Annotated in this window: 19 protein-coding genes and 1 riboswitch; of the genes, 6 read left to right on the top strand and 13 right to left on the bottom strand. The window is 73.6% G+C overall.

Annotated elements, in window-relative coordinates:
- Nucleotides 1–414: 414 nt before the first annotated feature.
- Complete coding sequence (locus HCC30_RS07210; protein WP_169441502.1) at nucleotides 415–1,275, top strand: SAM-dependent methyltransferase; 861 nt, start codon at nucleotides 415–417, stop codon at nucleotides 1,273–1,275.
- A 12-nt stretch (nucleotides 1,276–1,287) separates the two neighbouring features.
- Here HCC30_RS07210 and glgX read toward each other — a convergent pair whose 3' ends face one another.
- Nucleotides 1,288–3,489 carry a glycogen debranching protein GlgX gene (gene glgX / locus HCC30_RS07205; protein ID WP_346776552.1) on the bottom strand — a complete coding sequence of 734 codons (2,202 nt, stop codon included), beginning with the start codon at nucleotides 3,487–3,489 and terminating at the stop codon, nucleotides 1,288–1,290.
- A gap of 418 nt (nucleotides 3,490–3,907) precedes the next feature.
- On the opposite strand from glgX, the gene HCC30_RS07200 reads away from it, so the two are divergent.
- The 3 genes from HCC30_RS07200 to HCC30_RS07190 all read left to right on the top strand — a co-directional run bounded on the left by HCC30_RS07200 (nucleotide 3,908) and on the right by HCC30_RS07190 (nucleotide 6,785).
- A complete protein-coding gene (locus HCC30_RS07200) occupies nucleotides 3,908–5,179 on the top strand; it encodes an Ig-like domain-containing protein (RefSeq protein WP_169441500.1) in 1,272 nt (423 codons plus the stop codon).
- Nucleotides 5,180–5,253: 74 nt separating this feature from the next.
- Nucleotides 5,254–6,021, top strand: coding sequence for an enoyl-CoA hydratase-related protein (locus HCC30_RS07195; protein ID WP_169441499.1), 768 nt, complete (start codon nucleotides 5,254–5,256; stop codon nucleotides 6,019–6,021).
- Nucleotides 6,022–6,275: 254 nt separating this feature from the next.
- Complete coding sequence (locus tag HCC30_RS07190) at nucleotides 6,276–6,785, top strand: ATP-binding protein (RefSeq protein WP_169441846.1); 510 nt, start codon at nucleotides 6,276–6,278, stop codon at nucleotides 6,783–6,785.
- Nucleotides 6,786–6,807: 22 nt separating this feature from the next.
- On the opposite strand, the gene HCC30_RS07185 is transcribed toward HCC30_RS07190, so the two are convergent.
- From HCC30_RS07185 to HCC30_RS07155, 7 genes are all read right to left on the bottom strand, one after another.
- The gene (locus tag HCC30_RS07185) at nucleotides 6,808–7,902 is read right to left on the bottom strand and encodes a peptidoglycan DD-metalloendopeptidase family protein (RefSeq protein WP_169441498.1); all 1,095 of its coding nucleotides are present in this window, start codon (nucleotides 7,900–7,902) and stop codon (nucleotides 6,808–6,810) included.
- 251 nt (nucleotides 7,903–8,153) lie between these two features.
- Nucleotides 8,154–9,116, bottom strand: coding sequence for an alpha/beta hydrolase (locus tag HCC30_RS07180; RefSeq protein WP_169441497.1), 963 nt, complete (start codon nucleotides 9,114–9,116; stop codon nucleotides 8,154–8,156).
- An 89-nt stretch (nucleotides 9,117–9,205) separates the two neighbouring features.
- The gene (locus tag HCC30_RS07175) at nucleotides 9,206–10,447 is read right to left on the bottom strand and encodes a beta-ketoacyl-[acyl-carrier-protein] synthase family protein (protein ID WP_169441496.1); all 1,242 of its coding nucleotides are present in this window, start codon (nucleotides 10,445–10,447) and stop codon (nucleotides 9,206–9,208) included.
- Entirely contained in the window at nucleotides 10,447–10,683 is a 237-nt protein-coding gene (locus tag HCC30_RS07170) for an acyl carrier protein (RefSeq protein ID WP_169441495.1), read from the bottom strand. Before HCC30_RS07170 ends, HCC30_RS07175 begins: the two co-directional genes overlap by 1 nt.
- 206 nt (nucleotides 10,684–10,889) lie before the next feature.
- A complete protein-coding gene (locus HCC30_RS07165; protein ID WP_169441494.1) occupies nucleotides 10,890–13,190 on the bottom strand; it encodes a glycoside hydrolase family 3 N-terminal domain-containing protein in 2,301 nt (766 codons plus the stop codon).
- Between the two features lie 154 nt (nucleotides 13,191–13,344).
- On the bottom strand, nucleotides 13,345–14,700 hold the full coding sequence (lysA, locus tag HCC30_RS07160; protein WP_169441493.1) for a diaminopimelate decarboxylase: 1,356 nt from the start codon (nucleotides 14,698–14,700) through the stop codon (nucleotides 13,345–13,347).
- Nucleotides 14,697–15,059, bottom strand: a complete 363-nt coding sequence (locus tag HCC30_RS07155; protein ID WP_240979392.1) for an SAV_915 family protein — start codon at nucleotides 15,057–15,059, stop codon at nucleotides 14,697–14,699. The genes lysA and HCC30_RS07155 overlap by 4 nt, the downstream gene beginning before the upstream one ends.
- Before the next feature lie 395 nt (nucleotides 15,060–15,454).
- Here HCC30_RS07155 and HCC30_RS07150 point away from each other — a divergent pair, with 395 nt between their 5' ends.
- A complete protein-coding gene (locus HCC30_RS07150; RefSeq protein ID WP_169441492.1) occupies nucleotides 15,455–15,715 on the top strand; it encodes a hypothetical protein in 261 nt (86 codons plus the stop codon).
- Between the two features lie 14 nt (nucleotides 15,716–15,729).
- Here the strand turns inward: HCC30_RS07150 and HCC30_RS07145 are convergent, their stop codons facing one another.
- From HCC30_RS07145 to gcvT, 4 genes are all read right to left on the bottom strand, one after another.
- Nucleotides 15,730–17,127 (bottom strand): L-serine ammonia-lyase, encoded by a 1,398-nt coding sequence (locus tag HCC30_RS07145; RefSeq protein WP_169441491.1) that lies wholly within the window; start codon nucleotides 17,125–17,127, stop codon nucleotides 15,730–15,732.
- Between the two features lie 235 nt (nucleotides 17,128–17,362).
- Nucleotides 17,363–18,637 carry a serine hydroxymethyltransferase gene (glyA, locus tag HCC30_RS07140; RefSeq protein WP_169441490.1) on the bottom strand — a complete coding sequence of 425 codons (1,275 nt, stop codon included), beginning with the start codon at nucleotides 18,635–18,637 and terminating at the stop codon, nucleotides 17,363–17,365.
- Nucleotides 18,638–18,697: 60 nt separating this feature from the next.
- Entirely contained in the window at nucleotides 18,698–19,078 is a 381-nt protein-coding gene (gcvH, locus tag HCC30_RS07135) for a glycine cleavage system protein GcvH (protein WP_169441489.1), read from the bottom strand.
- 261 nt (nucleotides 19,079–19,339) lie between these two features.
- Nucleotides 19,340–20,473, bottom strand: a complete 1,134-nt coding sequence (gene gcvT / locus HCC30_RS07130) for a glycine cleavage system aminomethyltransferase GcvT (protein WP_169441488.1) — start codon at nucleotides 20,471–20,473, stop codon at nucleotides 19,340–19,342.
- 157 nt (nucleotides 20,474–20,630) lie between these two features.
- A riboswitch (glycine riboswitch) is annotated at nucleotides 20,631–20,730 on the bottom strand.
- 157 nt (nucleotides 20,731–20,887) lie between these two features.
- Here gcvT and HCC30_RS07125 point away from each other — a divergent pair.
- On the top strand, nucleotides 20,888–21,565 hold the full coding sequence (locus HCC30_RS07125; protein WP_346776527.1) for an AAA family ATPase: 678 nt from the start codon (nucleotides 20,888–20,890) through the stop codon (nucleotides 21,563–21,565).
- Nucleotides 21,566–21,651: 86 nt separating this feature from the next.
- Here HCC30_RS07125 and HCC30_RS07120 read toward each other — a convergent pair whose 3' ends face one another.
- The gene (locus HCC30_RS07120; protein WP_169441486.1) at nucleotides 21,652–22,794 is read right to left on the bottom strand and encodes a hypothetical protein; all 1,143 of its coding nucleotides are present in this window, start codon (nucleotides 22,792–22,794) and stop codon (nucleotides 21,652–21,654) included.
- Between the last annotated feature and the right edge of the window lie 13 nt (nucleotides 22,795–22,807).

Raw genomic sequence — 22,807 nt, 5'->3', positions numbered from 1 at the left:
GAACCGCCGCTCCCGTACCGGGTGCCGCGCCGTGCGGCGTGGTGGTGCGGGAGGTGCGCGGGGCACCGTCCGGGCAGATCTGTGGAACGCAGTGCGGGTGCGGCGTACGCGTGTGCACGGGATGTGTGCGAGCGCACGATGCGTCGTGAGACTCCCACCGCGGAAGTGTTCATGTCACGGGGTGCGGCCGAGACGATCCCCACCTTGGCCGGATTTCGTTCGTTGACACGAAGTGCCCGCCCGCATAGCGGACATGGGCGCGTGCCCGGGGCCGCCCCCGTCCCGCCGCCCGTGTGATCTCGCCAACTCCCCTGCTGTTCAGGGCATTTGACGCTGCCCCGGGCGCGGGGAGGGCGGTTAGCATGCGCACACGTGCCGGACGACCACCGGTGCGGGAACGACCGGAGGCAGCGCATGACGGAGCAGCACAGCAGCGGTCACGGCGAGGGGTCCGCCGCGGCGCACACCGAGATCGACCTGAGCAGGCCGCACGCGGCCCGGCTGTACGACTTCTATCTCGGCGGCAGGACCAACTACAGCGTCGACCGGGAACAGGCCGTCAAGGTCATCCAGATCTACCCGGAAGCCTTCACCGCGGCCCGGCACAACCGTGCCTTCATGCACCGCGCCACGCACTACCTCGCCCGCGTCCACGGCATGCGCCAGTGGCTCGACATCGGCACCGGCATCCCCACCGAGCCGAACCTGCACCAGAAGGCGCAGGAGGTCGCACCCGACGCGCGCGTCGTGTACGTCGACAACGACCCGATCGTGCTGACCTACGCGCAGGCGCTGCTCACCGGCAAGCCGGAGGGCCGCACCGCCTACATCCAGGCCGACGTCACCGACCCGCGCTCCATCCTCCAATCCCCGCAGCTGGCCGAGACCCTCGACCTGACGCAGCCGGTCGTCCTCTCGCTCAACGCGCTGCTGCACTTCGTCCCGGACGAGGGCGACCCGTACGGCATCGTCAAAACGCTGATGGACGCGCTGCCCTCGGGCAGCGCCCTGGCGATCAGCCACGCGACGCCGGAGTTCGCCGAGGAGAGCCTCGGCTCGATCGTGGACGTGTACGCCAAGTCCGAGATCCCCGTGAAGCTGCGCACGAAGAAGGAGATCGAGCCCTTCTTCGAAGGCCTGGAGTTCGTCGACCCGGGCCTCGCCGTCGCCCACCGCTGGCGCCCCGAGGAGGGCGAACCGGCCGTCGCCGGCGCCCCGGACACGGCCGCCGACCACGAGGTCAGCCTCTGGGCGGGGGTCGCGATCAAGCCCTGAGCGGGCCCCGGCTCAGCTCAGCACCCGCAGCAGCTGGACCGAGCGCCCCGGCACGGGGAGGTACGTGCCCGCCGCGTGTTCCGTGGCGGGCGGCCTCGCCTGCCCGGGGCGCGCGGTGTCCACCACCAGCTGGTAGTCGCGGGCCCAGGGGTGGCCCGGCAGCGGGAAGTTCAGCTCCCGCTCGTCCGCGTGCAGGACGCACAGGAAGCTGTCGTCCGTGACGGGGGTGCCGTCCGGCGTCCGCTGCGGGATGTCGCGCCCCGAGAGGAACATGCCGAGGGTGCGGCCCGGCGCGAACCAGTCCCGCTCGGTCATCTCCTTCCCCTCCGCCGTGAACCAGGCCAGGTCGCGCAGGCCCTCCGGGCCGTGCGCCCGGCCGGAGAAGAACGCCTTCCTGCGCAGCACCGGGTGCTCGCGGCGCAGCCGCAGCAGCCGGGACGCGAGCGCGAACAGCTCGTGCCAGCCGCCGTCCGGTTCCCGCAGCAGCGACCAGTCGACCCAACTCGTCGCGTTGTCCTGGCAGTAGGCGTTGTTGTTGCCGCCCTGGGTGCGACCCATCTCGTCCCCGGCCACCAGCATCGGTACGCCGGTGGACAGCAGCAGCGTCGTCAGCAGGTTCCGCAGCTGCCGGGCGCGCAGCTCGCGGACGGCCGGGTCCCGGGCCGGGCCCTCGGTGCCGCAGTTCCAGGACCGGTTGTCGCCGGTGCCGTCCCGGTTGTCCTCGCCGTTCGCCTCGTTGTGCTTGTGCTCGTAGCTGACCAGGTCGCGCAGGGTGAAACCGTCGTGCGCCGTGACGAAGTTGACCGAGGCGTACGGCCGGCGCCCGCCCCACGCGTACAGGTCGCTGGAGCCCGAGAGGCGGTAGGCCAGGTCCCGTACGTCGGGCAGCGCGCCGCGCCAGAAGTCCCGCGCGGTGTCCCGGTAGCGGTCGTTCCACTCCGTCCACAGCGGCGGGAAGGCGCCCACCTGGTAGCCGCCGTTGCCCACGTCCCACGGCTCCGCGATCAGCTTCACCCGGCGCAGCACCGGGTCCTGCGCGATGACCGCGAGGAACGGGGAGAGCATGTCGACGTCGTGCATCGCCCGCGCCAGCGCCGAGGCCAGGTCGAAGCGGAAGCCGTCGACGCCCATCTCCTGCACCCAGTAGCGCAGCGAGTCGGTGATCAGCCGCAGCGTCTGCGGCTGCACCACGTGCAGGGTGTTGCCGCAGCCGGTGTAGTCGGCGTAGCGGCGCGGGTCCCCGCCGAGCCGGTAGTAGCCGCGGTTGTCGATGCCGCGCAGGGACAGCGTCGGCCCGTTCTCGTTGCCCTCGGCGGTGTGGTTGTAGACGACGTCGAGGATGACCTCGATGCCCGCCGCGTGCAGTGCCCGCACCATCCGCTTGAACTCGCCGACCTGCTGCCCCCGCGTCCCGCCCGCCGCGTACCCCGCGTGCGGCGCGAAGTAGCCGACGGAGTTGTAGCCCCAGTAGTTGCGCAGCCCGCGCCGCAGCAGATGGTCCTCGTGCGCGAACTGGTGCACCGGCAGCAGCTCCACCGCCGTCACCCCGAGCCGCGTCAGATGCCCGACGGCCGCCGGGTGCGCGAGCCCCGCGTAGGTGCCGCGCAGCTCCTCGGGCACGTCCGGGTGCCGGATGGTGAAGCCGCGCACGTGCAGCTCGTACAGCACGGAGTCGGCCCACGGTGTCTTCGGGCGCCGGTCGTCGTCCCAGGCGTCCAGGTCCTCGACGACGACGCCCTTGGGGACGTACGGGGCCGAGTCCCGCTCGTCGCGCACCGTGTCGGCGACCTCCTGCTGCGGCCAGTCCCGCACGTGCCCGTACACCTCGGCCGGGGCGCCGAACTCGCCGTCGACGGCGCGCGCGTACGGGTCGAGCAGCAGCTTCGCCGGGTTCCAGCGGGCGCCGGTCCACGGGTCCCAGCGGCCGTGCACCCGGTAGCCGTAGCGGGCGCCCGGCCGCACGCCGGGGACGAAGCCGTGCCAGATCTCGTGCGTCTGCTCGGCCAGCCGGTAGCGGGTCTCGGTCTCCGGGCCCGGCCCCTCGTCGTCGAAGAGGCACACCTCGACGGCCTCCGCGCCGCCCGCCCACAGCGCGAAGTTGGTGCCCCGCACCCCGCCGGGCCCCGTGTGGTGCCGGGCGCCCAGCGGCTGCGGGCTGCCCGGCAGCGCCGTGCGCTCCCCGCGCCCCGCGGCCCTCGGCCCGTCCCTGAGCACCGGGTCGGGGACGTTCTGCTCGGGTGCCTGCGACACGTGACTGCCTCCCGGGGCTCGCGGCGCGGCCCGCCGCCGTTCGGTGTGCGTTGCGGCCGGTTGCGGCCGGTTCCGGGGTGGTTGTCCCGGCCCCGCGGATTCTTCCCGGGGGCACGTGCCCGCTCACACCGTCCGCCGTCCCGTTTCCCCCGCGCGGCCCGGTCGGCACGCCGCCGATGGCCGCGCGGGACCTGCGCTCGCACCAGGGACGACGGCCGGTGCCGCGCCCGGAATTGCGACGGAACGGTGACACACCAGGGGGAGGTGCCGGGCCGCCGTCGTGTGGTTGTCTGACGAGAGGCGCACGAGGGGCTCGGGCGCGGGGGCGCAGGCGGCGGACGCGCGGGGGCGGCGCGCGGGGGATCACGAGGGAGTGGACACAGTGGATCTCAAGACGCTGACGGACAAGGTGAACCTGGCGGAGATACGCACCGACAGCAGGGCGAAGGTCGTCGGAACCTCGGCGGGCGCCGCCGGCCTCGTGCTCGTCCTGGCCCTCACGCTCAGCACCTGCGGCGGCAGCGGCGGCGCCTCGGGCCGGGAGGGCGGCGGGAAGGAGCGCGCCGGCTCCGCCGCCGGCATAGCGATCACCCCCGAGGACGGCGCGGAGGACGTGGCCCCCTCCGGCGGCCTGAAGGTCGCCGCCGAGGGCGGGAAGCTGACCCGGGTCCGGGTGAGCGACGCCGACGGCGAGCCCGTCGCGGGCCGCCTCGCGGCGGACGGCCGCGGCTGGACGCCCGCGAGTCACCTCGCCACCGATACCGCGTACACCGTGCGGGCCGTCGCGCGGGACGCCGACGGCCGCGAGCGGACCGAGACCTCCCGCTTCCGCACCTTCGCCCCCGAGAACACCTTCATCGGCCGCTTCACCCCCGAGGACGGCAGCACCGTCGGCGCCGGGATGCCCGTCTCGCTGGAGTTCGACCACCCGGTGGAGAACCGCGCCGAGGTCGAGAAGGCGATATCCGTCTCCGCCGACCCCGAAGTCCGTGTCGAGGGGCACTGGTTCGGCGACCAGCGGCTCGACTTCCGCCCCGAGGAGTACTGGAGGTCCGGCACGAAGGTCGAGCTCGCACTCGGCCTCGACGGCGTCGAGGCGTCCGACGGCCGCTACGGCACCCAGCACAAGACCGTCGGCTTCACCGTCGGACGGCAGCAGGTCAGCGTCGTCGACGCGAAGAAGAAGACGATGGCCGTCACCCGCGACGGCGAGCGGATCAAGACGGTGCCGATCACCTCGGGCAGCGACGAACACCCCACCTACAACGGCCGGATGGTGATCAGCGAACGCCACCGGGAGACCCGCATGGACGGCCGCACCGTCGGCTTCGGCCGGGACGAGGACGAGGGCGGCTACGACATCAAGGACGTCCCGCACGCCATGCGCCTGAGCACCTCGGGCACCTTCATCCACGGCAACTACTGGAACCCGCGGCACACCTTCGGCGAGGCCAACCTCAGCCACGGCTGCGTCGGCCTCTTCGACAAGAAGGGCGGCGGGGACAAGGGGACGCCGGGCGCCTGGTTCTACGCCAACTCCATGGTCGGCGACGTCGTCGAGATCAAGAACTCGAAGGACGAGACGATCGACCCGGACAACGGCCTGAACGGCTGGAACATGTCCTGGGAGGAGTGGACCGAACCGCAGTCCTGACGGCGCCCGTGCCGCGCCGCCAACCGGCGGCCGGAGGCGGTGCGTTGCCCGGGACGAGGCCGTAGCCTCGTCGCATGACTGTGAATCTTGAGGTCTCCGACGGCGTCGGCACCGTCCGCCTGGACCGTCCCCCGATGAACGCCCTCGACATCGCCACCCAGGACCGGCTGCTGGAGGTCGCGGGCGAGATCACCCGCCGCGACGACGTCCGCGCCGTCGTCCTGTACGGCGGCGAGAAGGTGTTCGCCGCGGGCGCGGACATCAAGGAGATGCAGGACATGGACCACGCGGCCATGGTCGAACGCTCCCGCGGACTCCAGGACGCCTTCACCGCCGTCGCCCGCATCCCCAAGCCCGTCGTCGCCGCCGTCACCGGGTACGCGCTCGGCGGCGGCTGCGAACTGGCGCTCTGCGCCGACATCCGGATCGCGGGCGAGCGCGCCAAGTTCGGCCAGCCCGAGATCCAGCTCGGCCTGATCCCCGGCGCCGGCGGCACCCAGCGCCTGGCCCGGCTGCTCGGTCCCGCCAAGGCCAAGGACCTGATCTTCACCGGGCGGCATGTGAAGGCGGACGAGGCCCTGGCCATCGGCCTCGCCGACCGCGTCGTCCCCGACGAGGAGGTGTACGAGCAGGCCCGTGCCTGGGCGGCCCGCCTCGCCAAGGGCCCCGCGATGGCGCTGCGGGCCGCGAAGGAGGCCGTCGACACCGGCCTGGAGGCGGACATCGACACCGGCCTCGCCGTCGAACGCACCTGGTTCGCGGGCCTGTTCGCCACCGAGGACGCCCGGGGCGGCATGCGCAGCTTCGCCGAGGAGGGCCCGGGCAAGGCCACCTTCCGCTGAGCCCGCCACGCGTCAGCGGCGCGCAGCCGGACACCGCACCTTCCGGGGGAATGAAGCGCACCTCAAGGGAGCCTTAACCGCCGCGCCGCCAGGTCGCGTTGTGGCCTGCGTCACGTCACGCGTCCTGCCTGGTCACGGAGTTGGCGCCGGGCGCGTGACGGGTCGTGCGAACGGCCCGGCACGCGCCCGCGAGGAGTCCGCGCGGCCCCCGGATCGTGGGGAACGGGCCCGAAATCCCGCCTGTGCAGGCGAAGATGGTGCCCATGGCGGGACAGGGAGATGTGGCGAGCGTGACCGAGTGGGTGCCGAAGGCTCCGGGCGAGGGTGTGGGCGAGGGTTCCGACAGCAAGGTGCTGGAACTCATCGGTGATCCGACCGCCGACGAGGTACGGCTCCCGAACCGCCCCCAGTCCGCGCACGTCGCCCGCCGCCTCGCGCAGGCCGTGCTCCAGCTCCGCTGGGCCATGCCGGGACCGCTCTCCGACAACACGGTGCTCCTCGTCTCCGAACTCGTCGGCAACGCCGTACGCCACACCGGCGCGCACGTCTTCGGGCTGCGGATGCTGCGCCGCCGCGGCTGGATCAGGGTCGAGGTGCGGGACCCGTCCCGTGGCCTGCCCGCGCTGCTGCCCGTCGCCGACCTGGACACCAGCGGGCGCGGCCTGTTCCTCGTCGACACCCTCTCCGACCGCTGGGGCGTGGACCTGCTCCCGCGCGGCAAGACCACCTGGTTCGAGATCCGCGTCACCGAACGCGACCGCTGACCGGCCGCGCCCGGCGCCGCGTTCAGATCGTGACGCCGTGCTCCCGCAGCCACGGCAGCGGGTTGACCGCCGACCCCATCTGCGGCGTGACCCGCACCTCGAAGTGCAGATGCGGACCCGTGGAGTTGCCGGTGTTCCCGGACAGCCCGATCCGCTGCCCCGGCTTCACCGTCTGCCCCTGCGCCACCGCGATCGACGACAGGTGCGCGTACTGCGTGTAGTAGCCGTTCGGGTGCCGCAGGACGACGCTGTTGCCGAACGCGTCCCCGCGGTTCGTCTCCTGCACCGTCCCGCCGCCCGCGGCGCGCACCGGAGTGCCGACCGGGACGGCGAAGTCCTGCCCGGTGTGCCGGCTCGACCAGCGCGCTCCCGCGCTCGCGAACCCGGACGAGAGGGTGTACTTCTTCACCGGCTTCACCCAGGCGCCCCCGTCCTCCCCGCCGGAGGCGGCGCCGGGTGCCGAGGTGCCGCCCGGGACGCTCATCGGCCGCAGCGGCCCCGGCCGTTGCTCGGCCCGTACCCGCCGCAGCCGTTCCTGCGCCTGGGCCAGCTTCGTCGCGATGTCGGCGCGGATCTCGTTCTGCCGCTCGGTCTTCTCCTTCAGCGCCGCCAGGGCCTTGGTCGCCTTCAACTCCTCGGCGGTGAGCGTCCGTTGGGCCTCGTTGACGGTGACGAACAGCTGCACCATCGCGTGGTCGCCCTTGCGCAGCAGGGACGTCCGCTCCAGGAACGACTCGGGCTCGGTGCTGAACAGCAGCTTCGTCGCCTGGGTGAGGCCGCCGTTGCGGTACTGGCTGCGGGCCATCCGCCCCATCCCGGAGCGCAGTTCCCGCAGCCGCGCCTTGCTGGCGGCCACGGACTTGCGGAGCTTGCGCGTCTTCGCCCGCTGCGCCTCCGCCTGCTTGCGGGCCTTCTCGAAGGCGCGGGTCGCGGCGCCCGCCTCCTTGTACAGCTGCTCGACCCGGGCGGCCGCCCGGCCCGGCGGACTCTGCGGGCCTTCGGCGGGGAGTTGATCGGGTGCGGCGGCCGCGTGCTGCCCGGTGGCCACCGGTACGAAGAGCGTGGCGCACAGCAGGGCGGCGGACGCTGTCCGGTGCGGAGTGGCGGTACGTGACATTGGCCGATCATCACGAGACGCGCGGACCGAACCGTCAGCGGACACGCACCCCGTGCCCGGTGGGTTCCGGAATCGCGGCCGGGCGGGTGACAGCACGCGGCACCGAAACGGCCCGTCCGTGTGCCCCTGCCGCACCCACGGGCCCGGCGCGCCCCCTGGACGCGCCGGGCCCCCTGTGCATCGGCGCCGCTCGCGCGCGTGCCCGTCCGTCCGCCCGCACGGACGGGCACGCGCGCCGGGCGCCGAGGCGGTTACCTGGCCGGGTCCAGCGGGGCCGTCAGGTACGGGGCCGCCAGGGCCGCGCGGTCGGTGAAGAAGCGCAGCGCGAGGTCGGCGACCTCCTGCGAACGCTCCAGCACCACCCAGTGGTCGGAGTCGGCGAGCGTGACGAAGCGGCCGTCGGCGATCGTCCCGGCGAACTCCCGCTGCCGCTCCGGTCCTGTCACGGTGTCGTGCTCGCCGGTGAACACCAGCGTCGGGACGCCGGAGAGCCCGCCGGAGAAGTCCGGGGTGTCCCGCAGCGCCCGCTGGAGCGCGGCCGTGGCGTGCGGGGAGTGCAGCGCCGCGTGCAGGATCGACCGGCGCACGTAGCGGTAGGCGATGGTCCGGTTGGCGACCGTGCGCTCCTCGTCGAGGCACATCATGACGCCGGTCGCCAGCGTCGCGAACTCCTCGGGCTGCCCGGCCGCCAGCCGCTGCGTGGCCCGCAGCCACTGGGCCCGCTGCTCGGGGCCGATGTGCGCGGGCACGCCGCCGAGCAGCAGCCGCGCGACCCGGTCCGGGGTCCGCTGGGCGCAGTTGAAGGTCAGCGCGGCCCCGTAGGAGAAGCCGAAGAGGTTCACCTTCGGTACGCCGAGGTCGTCGATGATGCCGTCGATGGCCCGCTGGAGGATCTCGGTGCCGACCTCGGGCGGGAGCGGGTCGGCGCTGCCCATGCCGGGCAGGTCGGCGGTGACGACCGTCGCGGCCGGGCCGATGTGGTCGTCCAGCTGCGGCCAGCCGAGCATGCCCTGCAGCGCGCCGCCGACGACGAGCACGGGCTCGGTGACCGGTTCCGGCTGGTGGAGCACGCGGTACGCGTAGCGCAGCCCGTCCACCGAGAGGGAGTGGATGGTCTCCTTGCCGTCGCGGTCCGCCGGTGCTGCGGAGGGACGAGCGGAGGGGGAGGCTGCTGCGTCCTCGTGTGCCTTGGTGTCCACGGATTCCACGGTCATGGCCTGGTTTCTGGTCAGGAGGCCGGCGCCGGGCCCCGGGTCGGTCAACTGTCTGGCAACTGCTGGTGCTGCCGGCGGGCGGCAGCCGCTCAGGTACGGGTGAGGACGAGGACGGCGTTGTGGCCGCCGAAGCCCAGCGAGGTCTTCACGGCGGCGTCGAGCCGGGCGGCTCTGGCCTCCTTGGCGACCACGTCCGCCGTGATGTTCAGGTCCTGGTTCTCCAGGTTGGCCGTCGGCGGGACCAGCCCGTGCTCCAGCGCGAGCACGGTCAGCGCCGACTCGATGCCGCCGGCGGCGCCGAGCGTGTGGCCCGTCCGGCCCTTGGTGGAGGTCACCAGCGGGTGTGCGCCGAGGACCCGGCCGAGGACGCCGGACTCGATCTGGTCGTTCATGACGGTCGAGGTGCCGTGCGCGTTGACGTGGCCGATGTCGCGGGCGGCGACGTCCGCGTCGGCGAGCGCCGTGCGCAGCGCGCGCTCGATGCCGTTGCCCTCGGGGTCGGGAGCGACGGCGGAGTGGGCGTCGCTGGACGCGCCGTACCCGGCGACGCCCGCGCGCACCCGCGCCCCGCGCGCCGCCGCGTGCTCGGGGCGCTCCATGACGAGCAGCCCGGCGCCCTCGCCGACGACGAAACCGTCCCGCTCCGCGTCGAACGGGCGGCAGGCGCGGGTCGGTTCGTCGCGTCGCGTGGAGACCGCGCGCATCGTGCACGCGCTCGCGATCAGCAGCCGGGACAGCGGCGACTCGGCGCCGCCCGCGACGGCGACGTCGACGGCGCCGCAGCGCAGCAGCTGGTGCGCGGTGCCGATGGCGACCGTGCCCGAGGAGCAGGCGGTGGAGACGCCGAAGCTCGGGCCGTGCGCGCCGAGGTCCGTCGCGACGCTGCTGGCCGCGCCGTTGACCACGGTCAGCGGGGCGAGCTTGGGGGAGACCCGGCGCGGGCCGCGCTCGGCGAGGACGGCGCTCTGCTCGTCGTAGAACGGGAGGCCGCCGTGGGCCGAGCCGATGACGACGGCCACCCGGCCGCTGTCCCAGACCGAGGCGTCGAGCCCGGCGTCGGCCACCGCCTCGCGGGCCGCGATCACCGCCAGCTGGGAAAAACGGTCCATCAGACGCTGCGTCGCGACGCCCAGCACGGCGGTGGCGTCCAGGTCCTCGACCCCGTAGGTGAAGTCGCAGGGCAGGCCGTCGAGTTCGGGGCGGTGCGCGACCGAGGGCGGTGCCCCGGGCGCGGTCACGTCGCGCCAGGTGGCTTCGGCTCCGACACCCGCCGCCGTGACCAGGCCGAGGCCCGTCACGGCCGCGGTGAACGGCTCGTCGGGGCGCCGCACTACGCCGCTGCCCTGACCTGGACGACCTCGACCAGCCGTCCCACCGTGTCCCGCGAGGTCAGCTCGGCGTCGTCGAGGTCGACGTCCAGCCTGCTCTCGATGTGCAGGCGCAGCTCCTCCAGCGCCAGCGAGTCCAGACCGAGCTGCCGCAGGGGGCTGTCGGGCCGGCCGACGGCGACGGGGTCTGCTCCGAACTTCTGGACCAGCAGGCTGCTGACCTCTTCCGCGACGCTCACTGGGTACTCCTCGGATGTCGGGACGCGGTCCCGGCCTTGAACGAAGGGGGCGACCGCGAGGCGTCAGGTGTGCATCGGCGTCTGATGCCGGATTCGGGGCACCCCTTTATACGCCGGAGCAACCCCCGCGACCTATCCGTGTCCCCCCATCGGATGGCCCGTTGCACCCGCGTGCGAAACCGCCTCGCGGCGCCGCCCGGCGGGCGTCAGACGACCGTGAGCGTCAGCCTGTCCCGGGCCTCGGAGCTGGTGCCGACGTACAGGTCGAAGGCGCCCTCCTCGACCCGGAAGTCACCCTCCGTGTCGTTCGTCCAGAAGCCGAGATCCGCCGCGCCGAGACGGAAGCGGACCCTCCGCTCCTCGCCCGGCTCCAGCGTGACCCGGCGGAACCCGCGCAGCCTGCGCACCGGCTGGGCGAGGGAGGCCGCGCGGTCGTGCACGTACAGCTGGACGACCTCGTCGCCCGTACGTCTGCCCGAGTTGCGCACGGTGACCGAGACCTCCAGGGTGTCGCCGTCGCGGAGCGCCCCGGCGGCGATCCGGGTGCGGCTCAACCCGGGCTCGCCGAGCGTGAACCGGGTGTAGCTCAGGCCGAAGCCGAACGGGAACCGCGGGCCCTCGGGCAGGTCCAGGTACTTGGAGGTGTACTTCTCGTCCGGGTCGTACGGGCGCCCCGTCGAGTGGTGGTTGTAGTGGACGGGGAGCTGGCCGACGGTGCGCGGCACCGAGACGGGCAGCTTGCCGCCCGGGTTGACCTCGCCGAACAGCACGTCGGCCACCGCGTTCCCGGCCTCGACGCCCGGGTGCCACGCCGCCAGCACGGCGGGCGCCCGCTCCAGCCAGCCGCCGACGGTCAGCGGCCGCCCGCCGACCAGCACCACCACGAACGGTGTGCCGGTCTCCGCGACCGCCTCGATCAGCTTCTCCTGCGCGCCCGGCAGCGAGAGGTCGCTGCGCGAGGCCGCCTCCCCGCTGAGCGCCGGGGCCTCGCCGACGACGAGCACCGCGACGTCCGAGGCGCGCGCCGCGGCCACGGCCTCACCGATGCCCGCGGTGTCCTCGCCGTCGGGGGAGACGCCGCGCGCGTGGCGGACCTTCGCCCCGGGGACGGCCTTCCGCACCGCGTCCAGGATCTTCACGGCCGGGAACTTCTCCTGTGCGGGCGGGAGGGTCCAGGTGCCGAGCAGGTCGGCGGAGTCGGCGAACGGGCCGAGCACCGCGACGGAGGAGACCTCGCGGGACAGCGGCAGCGTGCCGCCCTCGTTCCGCAGCAGCACCATCGACCGGGCGCCGGCGGTGCGGGCGGCGGCGCGGGCCGCCGGCGAGGGTGCGGTGACCGCCCGCTCGGGGTCGGCGTACGGCTCGTCGAAGAGGCCGAGGCGGAACTTGAGGAGCAGCACCCGGTACACCGCGTCGTCCAGGCGTTCCGCGTCGATCCGGCCGGAGCGCAGCAGGGCCCTGCCGTGGTCGGCGAGGGTGGTGCTGACCATCTCCATGTCGAGCCCGGCGGCGAGGGTCAGCCGGGCCGCGTCCGCCTCGTCCTCGGCGAAGCCGTGCGCGACCAGTTCGCGGACGCCGGTGAAGTCGCCGACGACCATGCCGTCGAAGCCCCACTCCCGCTTGAGGATGCCGGTCAGCAGGTGGTGGTTGCCGTGCGCGGGGACGCCGGCGACGGTGTTGAAGGAGGCCATGACGGTCGCGGCGCCCGCGTCCAGCGCCGCCTTGAACGGCGGCAGGTACAGATCGCGCAGCCGGGACTCGGAGACGTCGACGGTGTTGTAGTCGCGCCCGCCCTCCGCGCCGCCGTACGCCGCGAAGTGCTTGGCGCAGGCGGCGAGCCTGTCCTTCGCCCTCAGCCCCGCGCCGTCCGCCGGGCCCTGGTAGCCGCGGACCTTCGCCGCCGCGAACTCGGCGGTGAGGTACGGGTCTTCGCCGCAGCCCTCCGCGATCCGGCCCCAGCGCGGCTCGTGGGTGACGTCCAACATCGGGGCGAACGTCCAGTGCACGCCGTTGGAGCGGGCCTCCTTCGCGGAGATCTCGGCGTCCCGGACGGCGACCTCCGGGTCGAAGGAGGCGGCCTGGGCGAGCGGGATCGGGAAGGTGGTCCACATGCCGTGGATCACGTCGAGCCCGAAGACGAGCGGGATGCCCAGCCGGGACTCCTCGACGGCGATCCGCTGGAGCGCGTTCGTCGCCTGGGCGCCGAGGATGCTGAGGACCGAGCCGAGCCGGCCCTTCCGCGCCGCCTCCTCCACCTCCCTGGTGTCCCCGCCGCCGGGCCCGGTGTCGTAGCTCCACGGCAACTGCTGGAGCTGGCCGAGCTTTTCCTCGACCGTCATCCGGGCCAGCAGCGCCCGGATCTCCGCGTCGTACGGGCCCGGCTCGGGGGCCTTCGGCTTCCCGTCCGCCGGTGCCGCTCCGGTGGCCGCTGCCGCCGGGCCCGTGCCGAGCAGGCAGCCGGCGACCGCCGTGCCCGAGGCGGCGGAGAGAAGTGTGCGTCGTCGCATCCTGTTCACCTCTTTGAGAAGGGGTGGGCCCAACGCCCGCCACAGCTACAGGAGTTGAAGCGGAACGTAGAAGCCGGTCACAGGACGGTCAAGAGATCTGACAGACGTCAGGGAAACCCCGGCGCGCCCCGCGAGGGCGCGCCGGGGCCGGGCGTCACAGGCCCAGGTCGCGGCCGCGCAGGTCCGCCGCCGTCTCCCTGCGGACCAGCGTCCGCGCCTCGCCGTCCCGCACGGCGACCACCGGCGGGCGGCCCACCAGGTTGTAGCCCGAGGCCATCGACAGGTGGTACGCGCCCGCGACGGGCACCGCCAGCAGGTCACCCGCGCGCACGTCGGACGGCAGCGGCACGTCCTCGGTGAGCACGTCGCCCGCCTCGCAGTGGCGGCCCACGACGGTGACCCGCCGGTACGTGCCCGAGCCCCGGCGGCCCACCAGCCGGGGCGCGTACCGCACCCCGTACAGCGCGGGCCGCGGGTTGTCGCTCATGCCCCCGTCCACCGCGACGAACGTCGCCCCGCCCGTCCGCTTCACCGTCACCACCCGGTACAGCGCGACCCCCGCCGGACCCGCGACGGCCCGCCCCGGCTCGACGGTCAGCCGGGGTACGGCCACCCCGGCCGCCGCGCAGCTCTCCGTGAGCGCCGTGCGCACCCGGCGGGCCAGGTCGCCGAGGTCGAGCGACTCCTCGCCCGGGCGGTAGGCGACGCCGTGACCCCCGCCGATGTCCAGCTCCGGCAGCGTCACCCCGTGCTGCTCCCGGACCCGGGCCAGCAGCCCGGTCAGCCGCCGGACGGCGACGAGGTACGGCTTCACGGAGGTGATCTGGGAGCCCAAGTGGCAGTGCAGACCCGTCAGTCGGAGCGTCGGATGCCCCAGGATGCGGGTCAGGGTGTGCTGCGCGGAGCCGTCCGTCATGGACACCCCGAACTTCTGCCCCTCCGTCCCGGTGCGGATCTTGTGGTGCGCGCCCGCCGTGATGCCGGGGACGACCCGCAGCAGCACCCGGCGCGGCCGCTCCGGCGTGCCGGCCGCGGCCAGCGGCGCCACCTCGGACGGGTCGTCGATCACGACCCGTCCGACGTCGTGGCGGACGGCGGCCGCCAGATCGGCCGGGCTCTTGGCGTTGCCGTGCAGCACCACCCGCTCCGGCGGGAACCCGGCCGCGACGGCCAGCTCCAGCTCACCGGCCGAGCAGACGTCCAGGCCGAGACCCTCCTCGTGGATCCAGTGCGCCATCGCCCGGCAGAGGAACGCCTTGGCCGCGTACAGGACTTCACCGTCCGGGAACGCGGCGCGGTAGCGGCGGCAGCGGTCCCGCACCTCCGCCTCGTCCAGCACGTACGCCGGGGTGCCCACCGTCCGGGCGACGGAGGCGAGCGGGACGCCGCCCACCGCCAGGTCCCCGTCCGGCAGCGGGGCCGTGGACGCGGGCCAGACGTCCAACGGGCCCGCGCGTTCCGGGAGTTGCGCGACGTCGGCGTCCCCGGAGGAGGTGAGGCGGGTGCTCATCGGGTGGGGCTCTCGGCGGCCGTGGCCTGGACCGGGCGCGGGTCGACGAGGACGCCGACGCCGTCCAACGGCTCGGTCAGGGACCGCAGTACGGCCTCCGAGAGCCGGATCCAGGTCTGCTCGCCGCCGAGCGCGGCGAGCAGCCGCGTACGGGTCGTGAAGGCGACGGCCGTCCGGCGCCGCGCGCCCGTACGGAACAGCCGGGGCACGCAGCCGGCCGGGCCGATCCGCACCGGGACGTACAGCGCCCGGGCCGCGCCGCTGCCGGCGCCGGGCGGGACGGGGCCCGAGGCGGCGAGGGAGACGGAGACTGGGGCCATCGGGGTGGCGGGGGATGCGTCGCAGCTTAACCGGGCCATGACGGGGGCTCCTTGAGTGCGAAGAGTCTCGGCGGACCTCCGGAGCCTCCCAGCGGATCGGAGACACCGGCGGTCCCGGACGGAAGGGACCCCGGAACGCGGGGAGGCGGACCGGGGTACGGCCCCGACGCTATGCCCGCCCCCGCCCTCCCGTACCGCTCCACCCGACGCGCTGACGCAAAACTGACGCCCCGGGGGCCTCCCTTGACGCGGCGGATGCGGGTGGGGGCGGAGGAGCAGCTTCCGTGCGGGGCATGGGCCCCGCTGTAGGAGTACGGGCCCAACTCTCCTGCGGCAGTGAGCCCTTGGCGCCCGCACAGGCCCTGGGCGCCGCATCCCCCGCGGCGCGAGCCGAGTACGGTTCCGGTGGATATGGCGAGTACATGGGGGTGGGCATGAGCACCGAGTCCGTGACGGTGGAGGACAGACCCGGAGGGCAGGAGGCGCCGCGCGCGGCCGAGCGGAGGCCCGCGCCGCTCTGGTTCTGCCTGCTGGCGGGCCTGGTCGTGGCCCCGGTGCTGGTGTTCTGGGCGCCGGAGCTGCCGTGGTGGGGCCGGCTGGCGGTCTTCACCGCCCTCGTCCCTGTGACCGAGGGCCTGTGGAGACTCGGCGCGCGGCTGCGGCACCGCCGACGCGAGGGCCCGGAAACGGACTGACGCGTCCGCCCCCCTCAGCACTCGATGACGTTCACCGCCAGCCCGCCCCGGGCCGTTTCCTTGTACTTGACCTTCATGTCGGCGCCGGTGTCCTTCATGGTTTTGATGGCCTTGTCGAGGGAGACGTGATGCCGGCCGTCGCCGCGGAGGGACATGTGGGCCGCGGTGACGGCCTTGACCGAGGCCATGCCGTTGCGCTCGATGCAGGGGATCTGGACGAGGCCGCCGATGGGGTCGCAGGTGAGGCCGAGGTTGTGCTCGATGCCGATCTCGGCCGCGTTCTCGACCTTCTCGGGGGAGGCGCCCAGGACTTCGGCGAGTCCGCCCGCCGCCATCGAGCAGGCCGAGCCGACCTCGCCCTGGCAGCCGACCTCGGCGCCGGAGATGGAGGCGTTCTCCTTGAAGAGCATGCCGACGGCGCCCGCGGCGAGCAGGAAGCGGACGATGCCGTCCTGCTTCTCCTCCTCGGTGGCCGAACCGGCGGCGAAGTTGACGTAGTAGTGCAGGACGGCGGGGATGATGCCGGCGGCGCCGTTGGTCGGCGCGGTGACGACGCGGCCGCCCGCCGCGTTCTCCTCGTTGACGGCCATCGCGTACAGCGTCGCCCACTCCATCGCGTGCGCCTGCGGGCTGCCCTCGCCGCGGAGCTGGCGGGCGGCGGCAGCGGCGCGGCGGCGGACCTTCAGGCCGCCGGGGAGGATGCCCTCCTGGGTGAGGCCGCGGCTGACGCAGGCGCGCATGACCTCCCAGATCTCCAGCAGCCCGGCCCGGATCTCCTCCTCGGTGCGCCACGCCTTCTCGTTCTCCAGCATCAGCGCGGAGACGGACAGCCCCGTCTCGCGGGTGAGGCGCAGCAGTTCGTCGCCGGTGCGGAACGGGTGGGTGAGCTGGGTGTCGTCGGGGACGACGCGGTCCTGGCCGACGGCGTCCTCGTCGATGACGAAGCCGCCGCCCACCGAGTAGTACGTCTTCTCCTGGAGCGGGGCGCCGTCCGCGTCGTACGCGAAGAGGGTCATGCCGTTCGCGTGGTACGGGAGGGAGCGGCGGCGGTGCATGATCAGCTGCGTCGACTCGTCGAAGTCGATCTCGTGCGCGTCCCCTATGTCGGTGGCGAGCAGCCGCAGCCGTTTGGAGGTGCGGATCGCGGTGACCCGCTCGTCGGCCGTGGTCACGTCGACCGTGCGGGGCGACTCGCCCTCCAGGCCGAGCAGGACCGCCTTGGGGGAGCCGTGCCCGTGCCCCGTCGCGCCGAGCGAGCCGAACAGCTCGGCGCGGACGGACGCCGTCTGGGCCAGGACGCCCTCGTTCTTGAGGCGGCGGACGAACATCCGGGCCGCACGCATCGGGCCGACGGTGTGCGAACTGGAGGGTCCGATGCCGATCGAGAAGAGATCGAAGACGGAAATGGCCATGGGTGACGCTCCGGATCCCCCGCGCTGCGGCGGGGCGACGCCCGTCGCGGGACGCCCCGGTGGGGGCGCGGGCGACGGGGACTTGAGGGTGGTGGTTCAGGGGTGAGCGGGGGTGGCGCTCGGCGCCCGCGAGGGGCGCGGGGAACTGCGCGACCGGCCACGACCCCGCGGTCGGGGCGCACGGCCGGCCGGAGTCCGGCCCCGTGGCGCGGGTGCGCCACGGGGCCGGGACCGGTCACTTGCCCAGGTTCGGGTACAGCGGGTGCTTCGCGGCCAGCGCGGAGACGCGGGCGGCGAGCGCCTTGGACTTCTCCTCGTCGAAGGACGGCAGGAGCGCCTCGGCGATGACGTCCGCGACCTCCCGGAAGTCCTCGTCCTGGAAACCGCGGGTGGCGAGCGCGGGCGTACCCACGCGCAGGCCCGAGGTGACCATCGGCGGGCGCGGGTCGTTCGGCACCGCGTTGCGGTTGACGGTGATGCCGATCTCGTGGAGCCGGTCCTCGGCCTGCTGGCCGTCGAGCTCGCTGTTGCGCAGGTCGACGAGGACGAGGTGGACGTCCGTGCCGCCGGACAGCACGTTGACGCCCGCGCCGACGGTGTCCTCCTGGAGCAGCCGCTCGGCGAGGATGCGGGCACCGGAGAGGGTGCGCTGCTGCCGGTCCTTGAACTCGTCACTCGCCGCGATCTTGAACGAGACCGCCTTGGCGGCGATGACGTGCTCCAGCGGGCCGCCCTGCTGGCCGGGGAAGACCGCCGAGTTGATCTTCTTCGCGTACTCCTTCTTGGACAGGATCACGCCGCCGCGCGGACCGCCGAGGGTCTTGTGCGTGGTGGTGGTGACGACGTCCGCGTAGGGCACGGGGGAGGGGTGCAGGCCGGCGGCGACGAGGCCCGCGAAGTGCGCCATGTCGACCATGAGGAGCGCGCCGACCTCGTCCGCGATCCGCCGGAAGGCGGCGAAGTCCAGCTGGCGCGGGTACGCCGACCAGCCCGCGACGATCAGGTTGGGCCGGTGCTCCTTGGCGAGGCGCTCGACCTCCTCCATGTCGACCAGGTTGGTCTTCTCGTCGACGTGGTACGCGACCACGTTGTACAGCTTGCCGGAGAAGTTGATCTTCATGCCGTGGGTCAGGTGCCCGCCGTGGGCGAGGTCCAGACCCATGATCGTGTCGCCCGGCTTGAGCAGCGCGAACATGGCGGCGGCGTTCGCGGACGCGCCGGAGTGCGGCTGCACGTTCGCCGCCTCCGCGCCGAACAGGGACTTGATGCGGTCGCGCGCGATGTCCTCGACGACATCGACGTACTCACAGCCGCCGTAGTAGCGGCGGCCCGGGTAGCCCTCGGCGTACTTGTTGGTGAGGACCGAGCCCTGGGCCTCCAGCGCCGCGACGGGAGCGAAGTTCTCCGACGCGATCATCTCGAGGGTGGACTGCTGACGGTTGAGTTCGGAGTCGACAGCAGCGGCGACGTCCGGGTCTACCTCGTGAAGCGAGCTGTTCAGAAGCGACATGTATCCATCCTGGCGGCACGGAGACGGTGAGTGAACATGGGCAGCGTGCGGGCCGGGGCCTCAGCTGCCCGAGGCGAAGGCGGCGTACTCGTCGGCGGAGAGCAGACCTTCCGGCTCTCCCTCGAGCTTCACCTTGAACAGCCATCCCCCCTCGAAGGGGTCCGAGTTCACGAGTGCCGGGTCGTCGACGACGTCCTGGTTGATCTCGGTGATCTCACCGGACACCGGGGCGTACAGGTCGCTCACCGACTTCGTGGACTCCAGCTCGCCACAGGGCTCGCCCGCGGTGACGGCGTCGCCGACCTCGGGGAGCTGGACGAACACGACGTCGCCCAGGGCCGTGGCCGCGTGCGACGTGATGCCGACGGTCGAGACTCCGTCGTCGGCGGCCGACAGCCACTCGTGCTCTTTGCTGTAGCGCAGCTGCTGGGGGTTGCTCATGGTCTGATTCTCCTGCATGCGTGAGGTCGGAAGGAAAAGGGTCCGGCAGCCGGGACGCCACCCAGTCCAAGGCCGTGCCCAGCGGGAACTCCAGGTATTCCGGATACCACAACGAGTGAGTGCGGCATCACGCCACCCGGGTATGCACACCTTTCCCGGGCAGCCGGAATCCACTGGTCCGCCGGAAATGCCCGGCTCTGTGCGGGTGTTGCCGACGCGCTGACGGTGGGTGACGGAGGGAACAGGGGGGACGCGGCGGCGTCAGCGCTGCCGCTTGTAGAAGGGCAGCGCCACGACCTCGTACGGCTCGTGCGTGCCGCGGATGTCCACCGCGACGCCCGCCGTGCCCGGCTCCGCGTGCGCCGGGTCGACGTATGCGATCGCGACGGGCTTGCCGAGGGTGGGGGAGGGGGCGCCCGAGGTGACCTCGCCGATGACGGTGCCGTCCGCCGCCACCACCGGGTAACCGGCCCGCGGCACCCGGCGGCCCTCGGCGATCAGGCCGACCAGCTTGCGCGGCGGGTTCGACGCGGCCCGCTCGGCGGCGGCCTCCAGCGGCTCGCGGCCGACGAAGCGCCCGCCGTTGGTCTCCTTCTCGAACTTCACGATCCGGCCGAGACCCGCGTCGAACGGCGTGGTCCGCGTGCTCAGTTCGTGCCCGTACAGCGGCATGCCGGCCTCCAGCCGGAGGGTGTCGCGGCAGCTGAGCCCGCAGGGCACCAGGCCGACGCCCGCGCCCGCCTCGGTCACGGCCTCCCAGACCGCCACCGCGTCACCGGGCGCGACGAACAGCTCGAAGCCGTCCTCGCCGGTGTAGCCGGTGCGGGCGATCAGGGCCTCCACGCCCGCGACCGTGCCGGGCAGGCCCGCGTAGTACTTCAGGCCGTCGAGGTCGGCGTCCGTGAGGCCCTTGAGGATGCCGGCCGACTCCGGGCCCTGGACGGCGATCAGCGCGTACGCCTCGCGGTCGTCGCGGACCACGGCGTCGAAGCCGGATTGGCGCTCGCGCAGCGCGTCCAGCACCACCTGGGAGTTGGCCGCGTTCGCGACCACCAGGTAGGTCTCCTCCTGGAGGCGGTAGACGATCAGGTCGTCGAGGATGCCGCCGGACTCGTCGCAGATCATCGTGTAGCGCGCGCGGCCGGACTTCAGCTTGGAGAGGTTGCCGACGAGCGCGTAGTCCAGCAGCTCGCCCGCCTGCGGGCCGGTGACGGTGAGTTCGCCCATGTGCGACAGGTCGAAGAGGCCGGCGCGGGTGCGGACCGCCTGGTGCTCCTCGCGCTCGCTCGCGTACCGCAGCGGCATGTCCCAGCCCGCGAAGTCGGTCATCGTCGCACCCAGGGCGCGGTGCGTGGCGTCCAGCGCCGTCTTGCGGGGTGTGGCGGTGTCGGTCATGTCAGTCAGGCTCCCGGTGGAGAGCCCCGGGCGGACCCGGGGAAGTGACGCGGATGTCCTCCCCATCTGTCATCGGAACCTGAGAGGTTCGCCGGGAGGGACCCGGCTTGCACCTTGGGTGGGACCGCTGTGCGGCGGCCCGCTTTTCAGATCTGCCTCACCCTGCGCGGTATCGGTGCCTGAGAGATTCAAGGGAGGATCTTGCTCCTTCGGCGCCCCGGAGCATCTGCAGCCGGGGACTCTCCCGCGCGGATTACAAGCGGCCTGTATGGAGTTGGCCGGTACATCATGGCACGCGAACGCCGGGAGCGGACCTCCCCTACGACAGGTAACCGTCTTGAAGCGCATTACCCTTTCTTGACACTCTCGGACCGGAGCCGCGCTCTTGCGGCCGGAACCGGGAGGGGCGATCAGGTGAACAGCCTGCGCAGTGCTTACGCGACGGGCGCGGGGGGCGGGGCCGCGGCGGCCGCCGCCGCAGCCGCGCCGGCCACCGGGCGCGACCTGAGGGGCTCGGCGGCCAGGAGAACCCTCCGCTTCGCGCCCGGCGACCGCGTCGTCGTCTCCGGTCTGCCCGGCAGCGGCAAGTCCACCCTCATCCGGCGCACGGTCGCGCTGACCGGCGAGGCCGACGACGCGGCGGGCCGCGCCCCCGTGCACACCATCGACTCGCAGGACACCCGTGAGCGCTGGGAGGCCCGGCTGCCCTCCTGGCTGCCGTACGGGCTCTACCGTCCGCTGGCCCGGCTCGCGCACTACGCCTCGCTGCGCCGGGCGCTCGCCTCGGGCGGCGGGGTCGTCGTGCACGACTGCGGCACCCAGGGCTGGGTGCGGGACTGGCTCGCGCGGGACTCCCGCAGGCGGGGCCGCGCCCTGCACCTGGTGCTGCTGGACGTCTCGCCGCAGACGGCGCTCCAGGGGCAGGCGGAGCGCGGGCGCGGCGTCTCGGGGTACGCCTTCCTGCGGCACCGCCGGGCCGTCGGGCGGCTCATCGAGCAGGCCGAGGCGGGCCGGCTGCCCGCCGGATTCGCCTCGGTGGTGCTGCTCGACCGCACCTCGGCCGCGGCGCTGGACGCCGTCGTCTTCGACTGAGGACGCCGCGCACGCGGCCCGCCGCCCGGGTGCGGACGACGGGCCGCGTACGTGAACTCCCGTGACGTGCACGGGCGTTCGGGACGTCAGGCGGCCGGCTGTGACGCGCTGCCGGCCCGGCCCTGCTCCTTCAGGCCGGAGAGGTCGGCCTTGGGGAGCTGCTTGCTGCTGAGCGTCCCGGCGATGAAGTCCACCGACGCCTTGACGGTCGCCCTCGCGGCCGCGCCGGTCTTCTTCACGTCGCCCTTGGTCGAGGTCTTCAGCAGCGCCAGGGCCTTGGCCTTCAACTGGGCCAGGGACTCGGCGCGCAGATCGGCCGCGGCGGGGCCGGCGGCGCGTGCGGGCGCGGCGCGCCTCGCCTTGTCCACGGACGCGTTGACGTCCTCGCGGTGCTCCTTGAGCTTCGCGGGCGAGAGCTTGCCGTTGTCCGCCTTGAGCACGTCGCGCACCAGCTCCGAGACGTCGTTGACCACATCGCTGGTGCTGTCCAGCGTCTGCGTCTGCTTCAGCAGCTTGTCCGCGCCCGGCACCGGCTTCGCCGGGCCCTTCCGGCCCTCTCCCGAGGAGCCCGCCGAGAGCGGGACGAGGCCCGCCTGCGCCTGCCGGACCTCCTCGGCCTGCTCCCGCTGCTGCTGCGTGAACTGCTCCTGGTCGCCCGGCCGTTGCGCCCCCGAGGGCTGCTGCGCCTGCTGCGGCCGGACGGCGTCGCGCGGGAGGCCCGCCTCGTGCGCGGCGGCCTCGGTGACGGAGGAGAGCGCGGGGACGAGCCCGGCGACCGCGCGCGAGCGCTGCTCCTCGGTCGCCCGGTCGGCGCCGGCGGCCCGGTCGACGGTCTGCCCGAACTGCCGGACGGAGTCCGCGAGTGCGGGCACCCGCCGGTCCGCGGGCGCCGACGCCGGGCGGTTCTCCGGCGCGGCCTTCGCGACGGCGTCGAGGAGCTGCCTGCCGCGCTCCTTGAGCTGGACGCGTACGGGTTCCAGCTGCTGCCTGGTCGTCCGCTCCTCCTGCGCGATGCGGCCGAAGTGGCCGGTCAGGCGGGCGAGTTCGCCGAGGTGCTCGACGACGCGGAACTGCTGGGCGGTCGTCGTCTCCGCCGCCCGGGACGCCTCCGCGGCGGAGGCCCGGTCGGGGCCGGCGGCGGAGGCGAAGGCCGTACCCGAGGCGCCGAGGGCGAGTGAGCCGGAGAGGGCGGCGACGAGTGCGGCGGAGGCGGTCCTGTTGACACGCATGGGGTGATTTCCT

Origin of the sequence: Streptomyces sp. HNM0574 (assembly GCF_012726235.1) — a bacterium.
In the GTDB taxonomy this organism is placed as follows: Bacteria; Actinomycetota; Actinomycetes; order Streptomycetales; family Streptomycetaceae; genus Streptomyces.
Note: the sequence above shows the minus strand (reverse complement) of the source record. Positions and strands in the feature narration are given on the sequence as shown.

Excerpts from the sequence above, each read along its gene's own strand:
- gcvT (WP_169441488.1), bottom strand. The coding sequence starts at position 20,473 with ATGACCGACACCGCCACACCCCGCAAGACGGCGCTGGACGCCACGCAC.
- HCC30_RS07195 (WP_169441499.1), top strand. The coding sequence starts at position 5,254 with ATGACTGTGAATCTTGAGGTCTCCGACGGCGTCGGCACCGTCCGCCTG.
- HCC30_RS07165 (WP_169441494.1), bottom strand. The coding sequence starts at position 13,190 with ATGCGACGACGCACACTTCTCTCCGCCGCCTCGGGCACGGCGGTCGCC.
- HCC30_RS07210 (WP_169441502.1), top strand. The coding sequence starts at position 415 with ATGACGGAGCAGCACAGCAGCGGTCACGGCGAGGGGTCCGCCGCGGCG.
- HCC30_RS07120 (WP_169441486.1), bottom strand. The coding sequence starts at position 22,794 with ATGCGTGTCAACAGGACCGCCTCCGCCGCACTCGTCGCCGCCCTCTCC.
- lysA (WP_169441493.1), bottom strand. The coding sequence starts at position 14,700 with ATGAGCACCCGCCTCACCTCCTCCGGGGACGCCGACGTCGCGCAACTC.
- gcvH (WP_169441489.1), bottom strand. The coding sequence starts at position 19,078 with ATGAGCAACCCCCAGCAGCTGCGCTACAGCAAAGAGCACGAGTGGCTG.
- HCC30_RS07155 (WP_240979392.1), bottom strand. The coding sequence starts at position 15,059 with ATGGCCCGGTTAAGCTGCGACGCATCCCCCGCCACCCCGATGGCCCCA.
- HCC30_RS07185 (WP_169441498.1), bottom strand. The coding sequence starts at position 7,902 with ATGTCACGTACCGCCACTCCGCACCGGACAGCGTCCGCCGCCCTGCTG.
- HCC30_RS07145 (WP_169441491.1), bottom strand. The coding sequence starts at position 17,127 with ATGGCCATTTCCGTCTTCGATCTCTTCTCGATCGGCATCGGACCCTCC.
- HCC30_RS07180 (WP_169441497.1), bottom strand. The coding sequence starts at position 9,116 with ATGACCGTGGAATCCGTGGACACCAAGGCACACGAGGACGCAGCAGCC.
- HCC30_RS07190 (WP_169441846.1), top strand. The coding sequence starts at position 6,276 with ATGGTGCCCATGGCGGGACAGGGAGATGTGGCGAGCGTGACCGAGTGG.
- glyA (WP_169441490.1), bottom strand. The coding sequence starts at position 18,637 with ATGTCGCTTCTGAACAGCTCGCTTCACGAGGTAGACCCGGACGTCGCC.
- HCC30_RS07150 (WP_169441492.1), top strand. The coding sequence starts at position 15,455 with ATGAGCACCGAGTCCGTGACGGTGGAGGACAGACCCGGAGGGCAGGAG.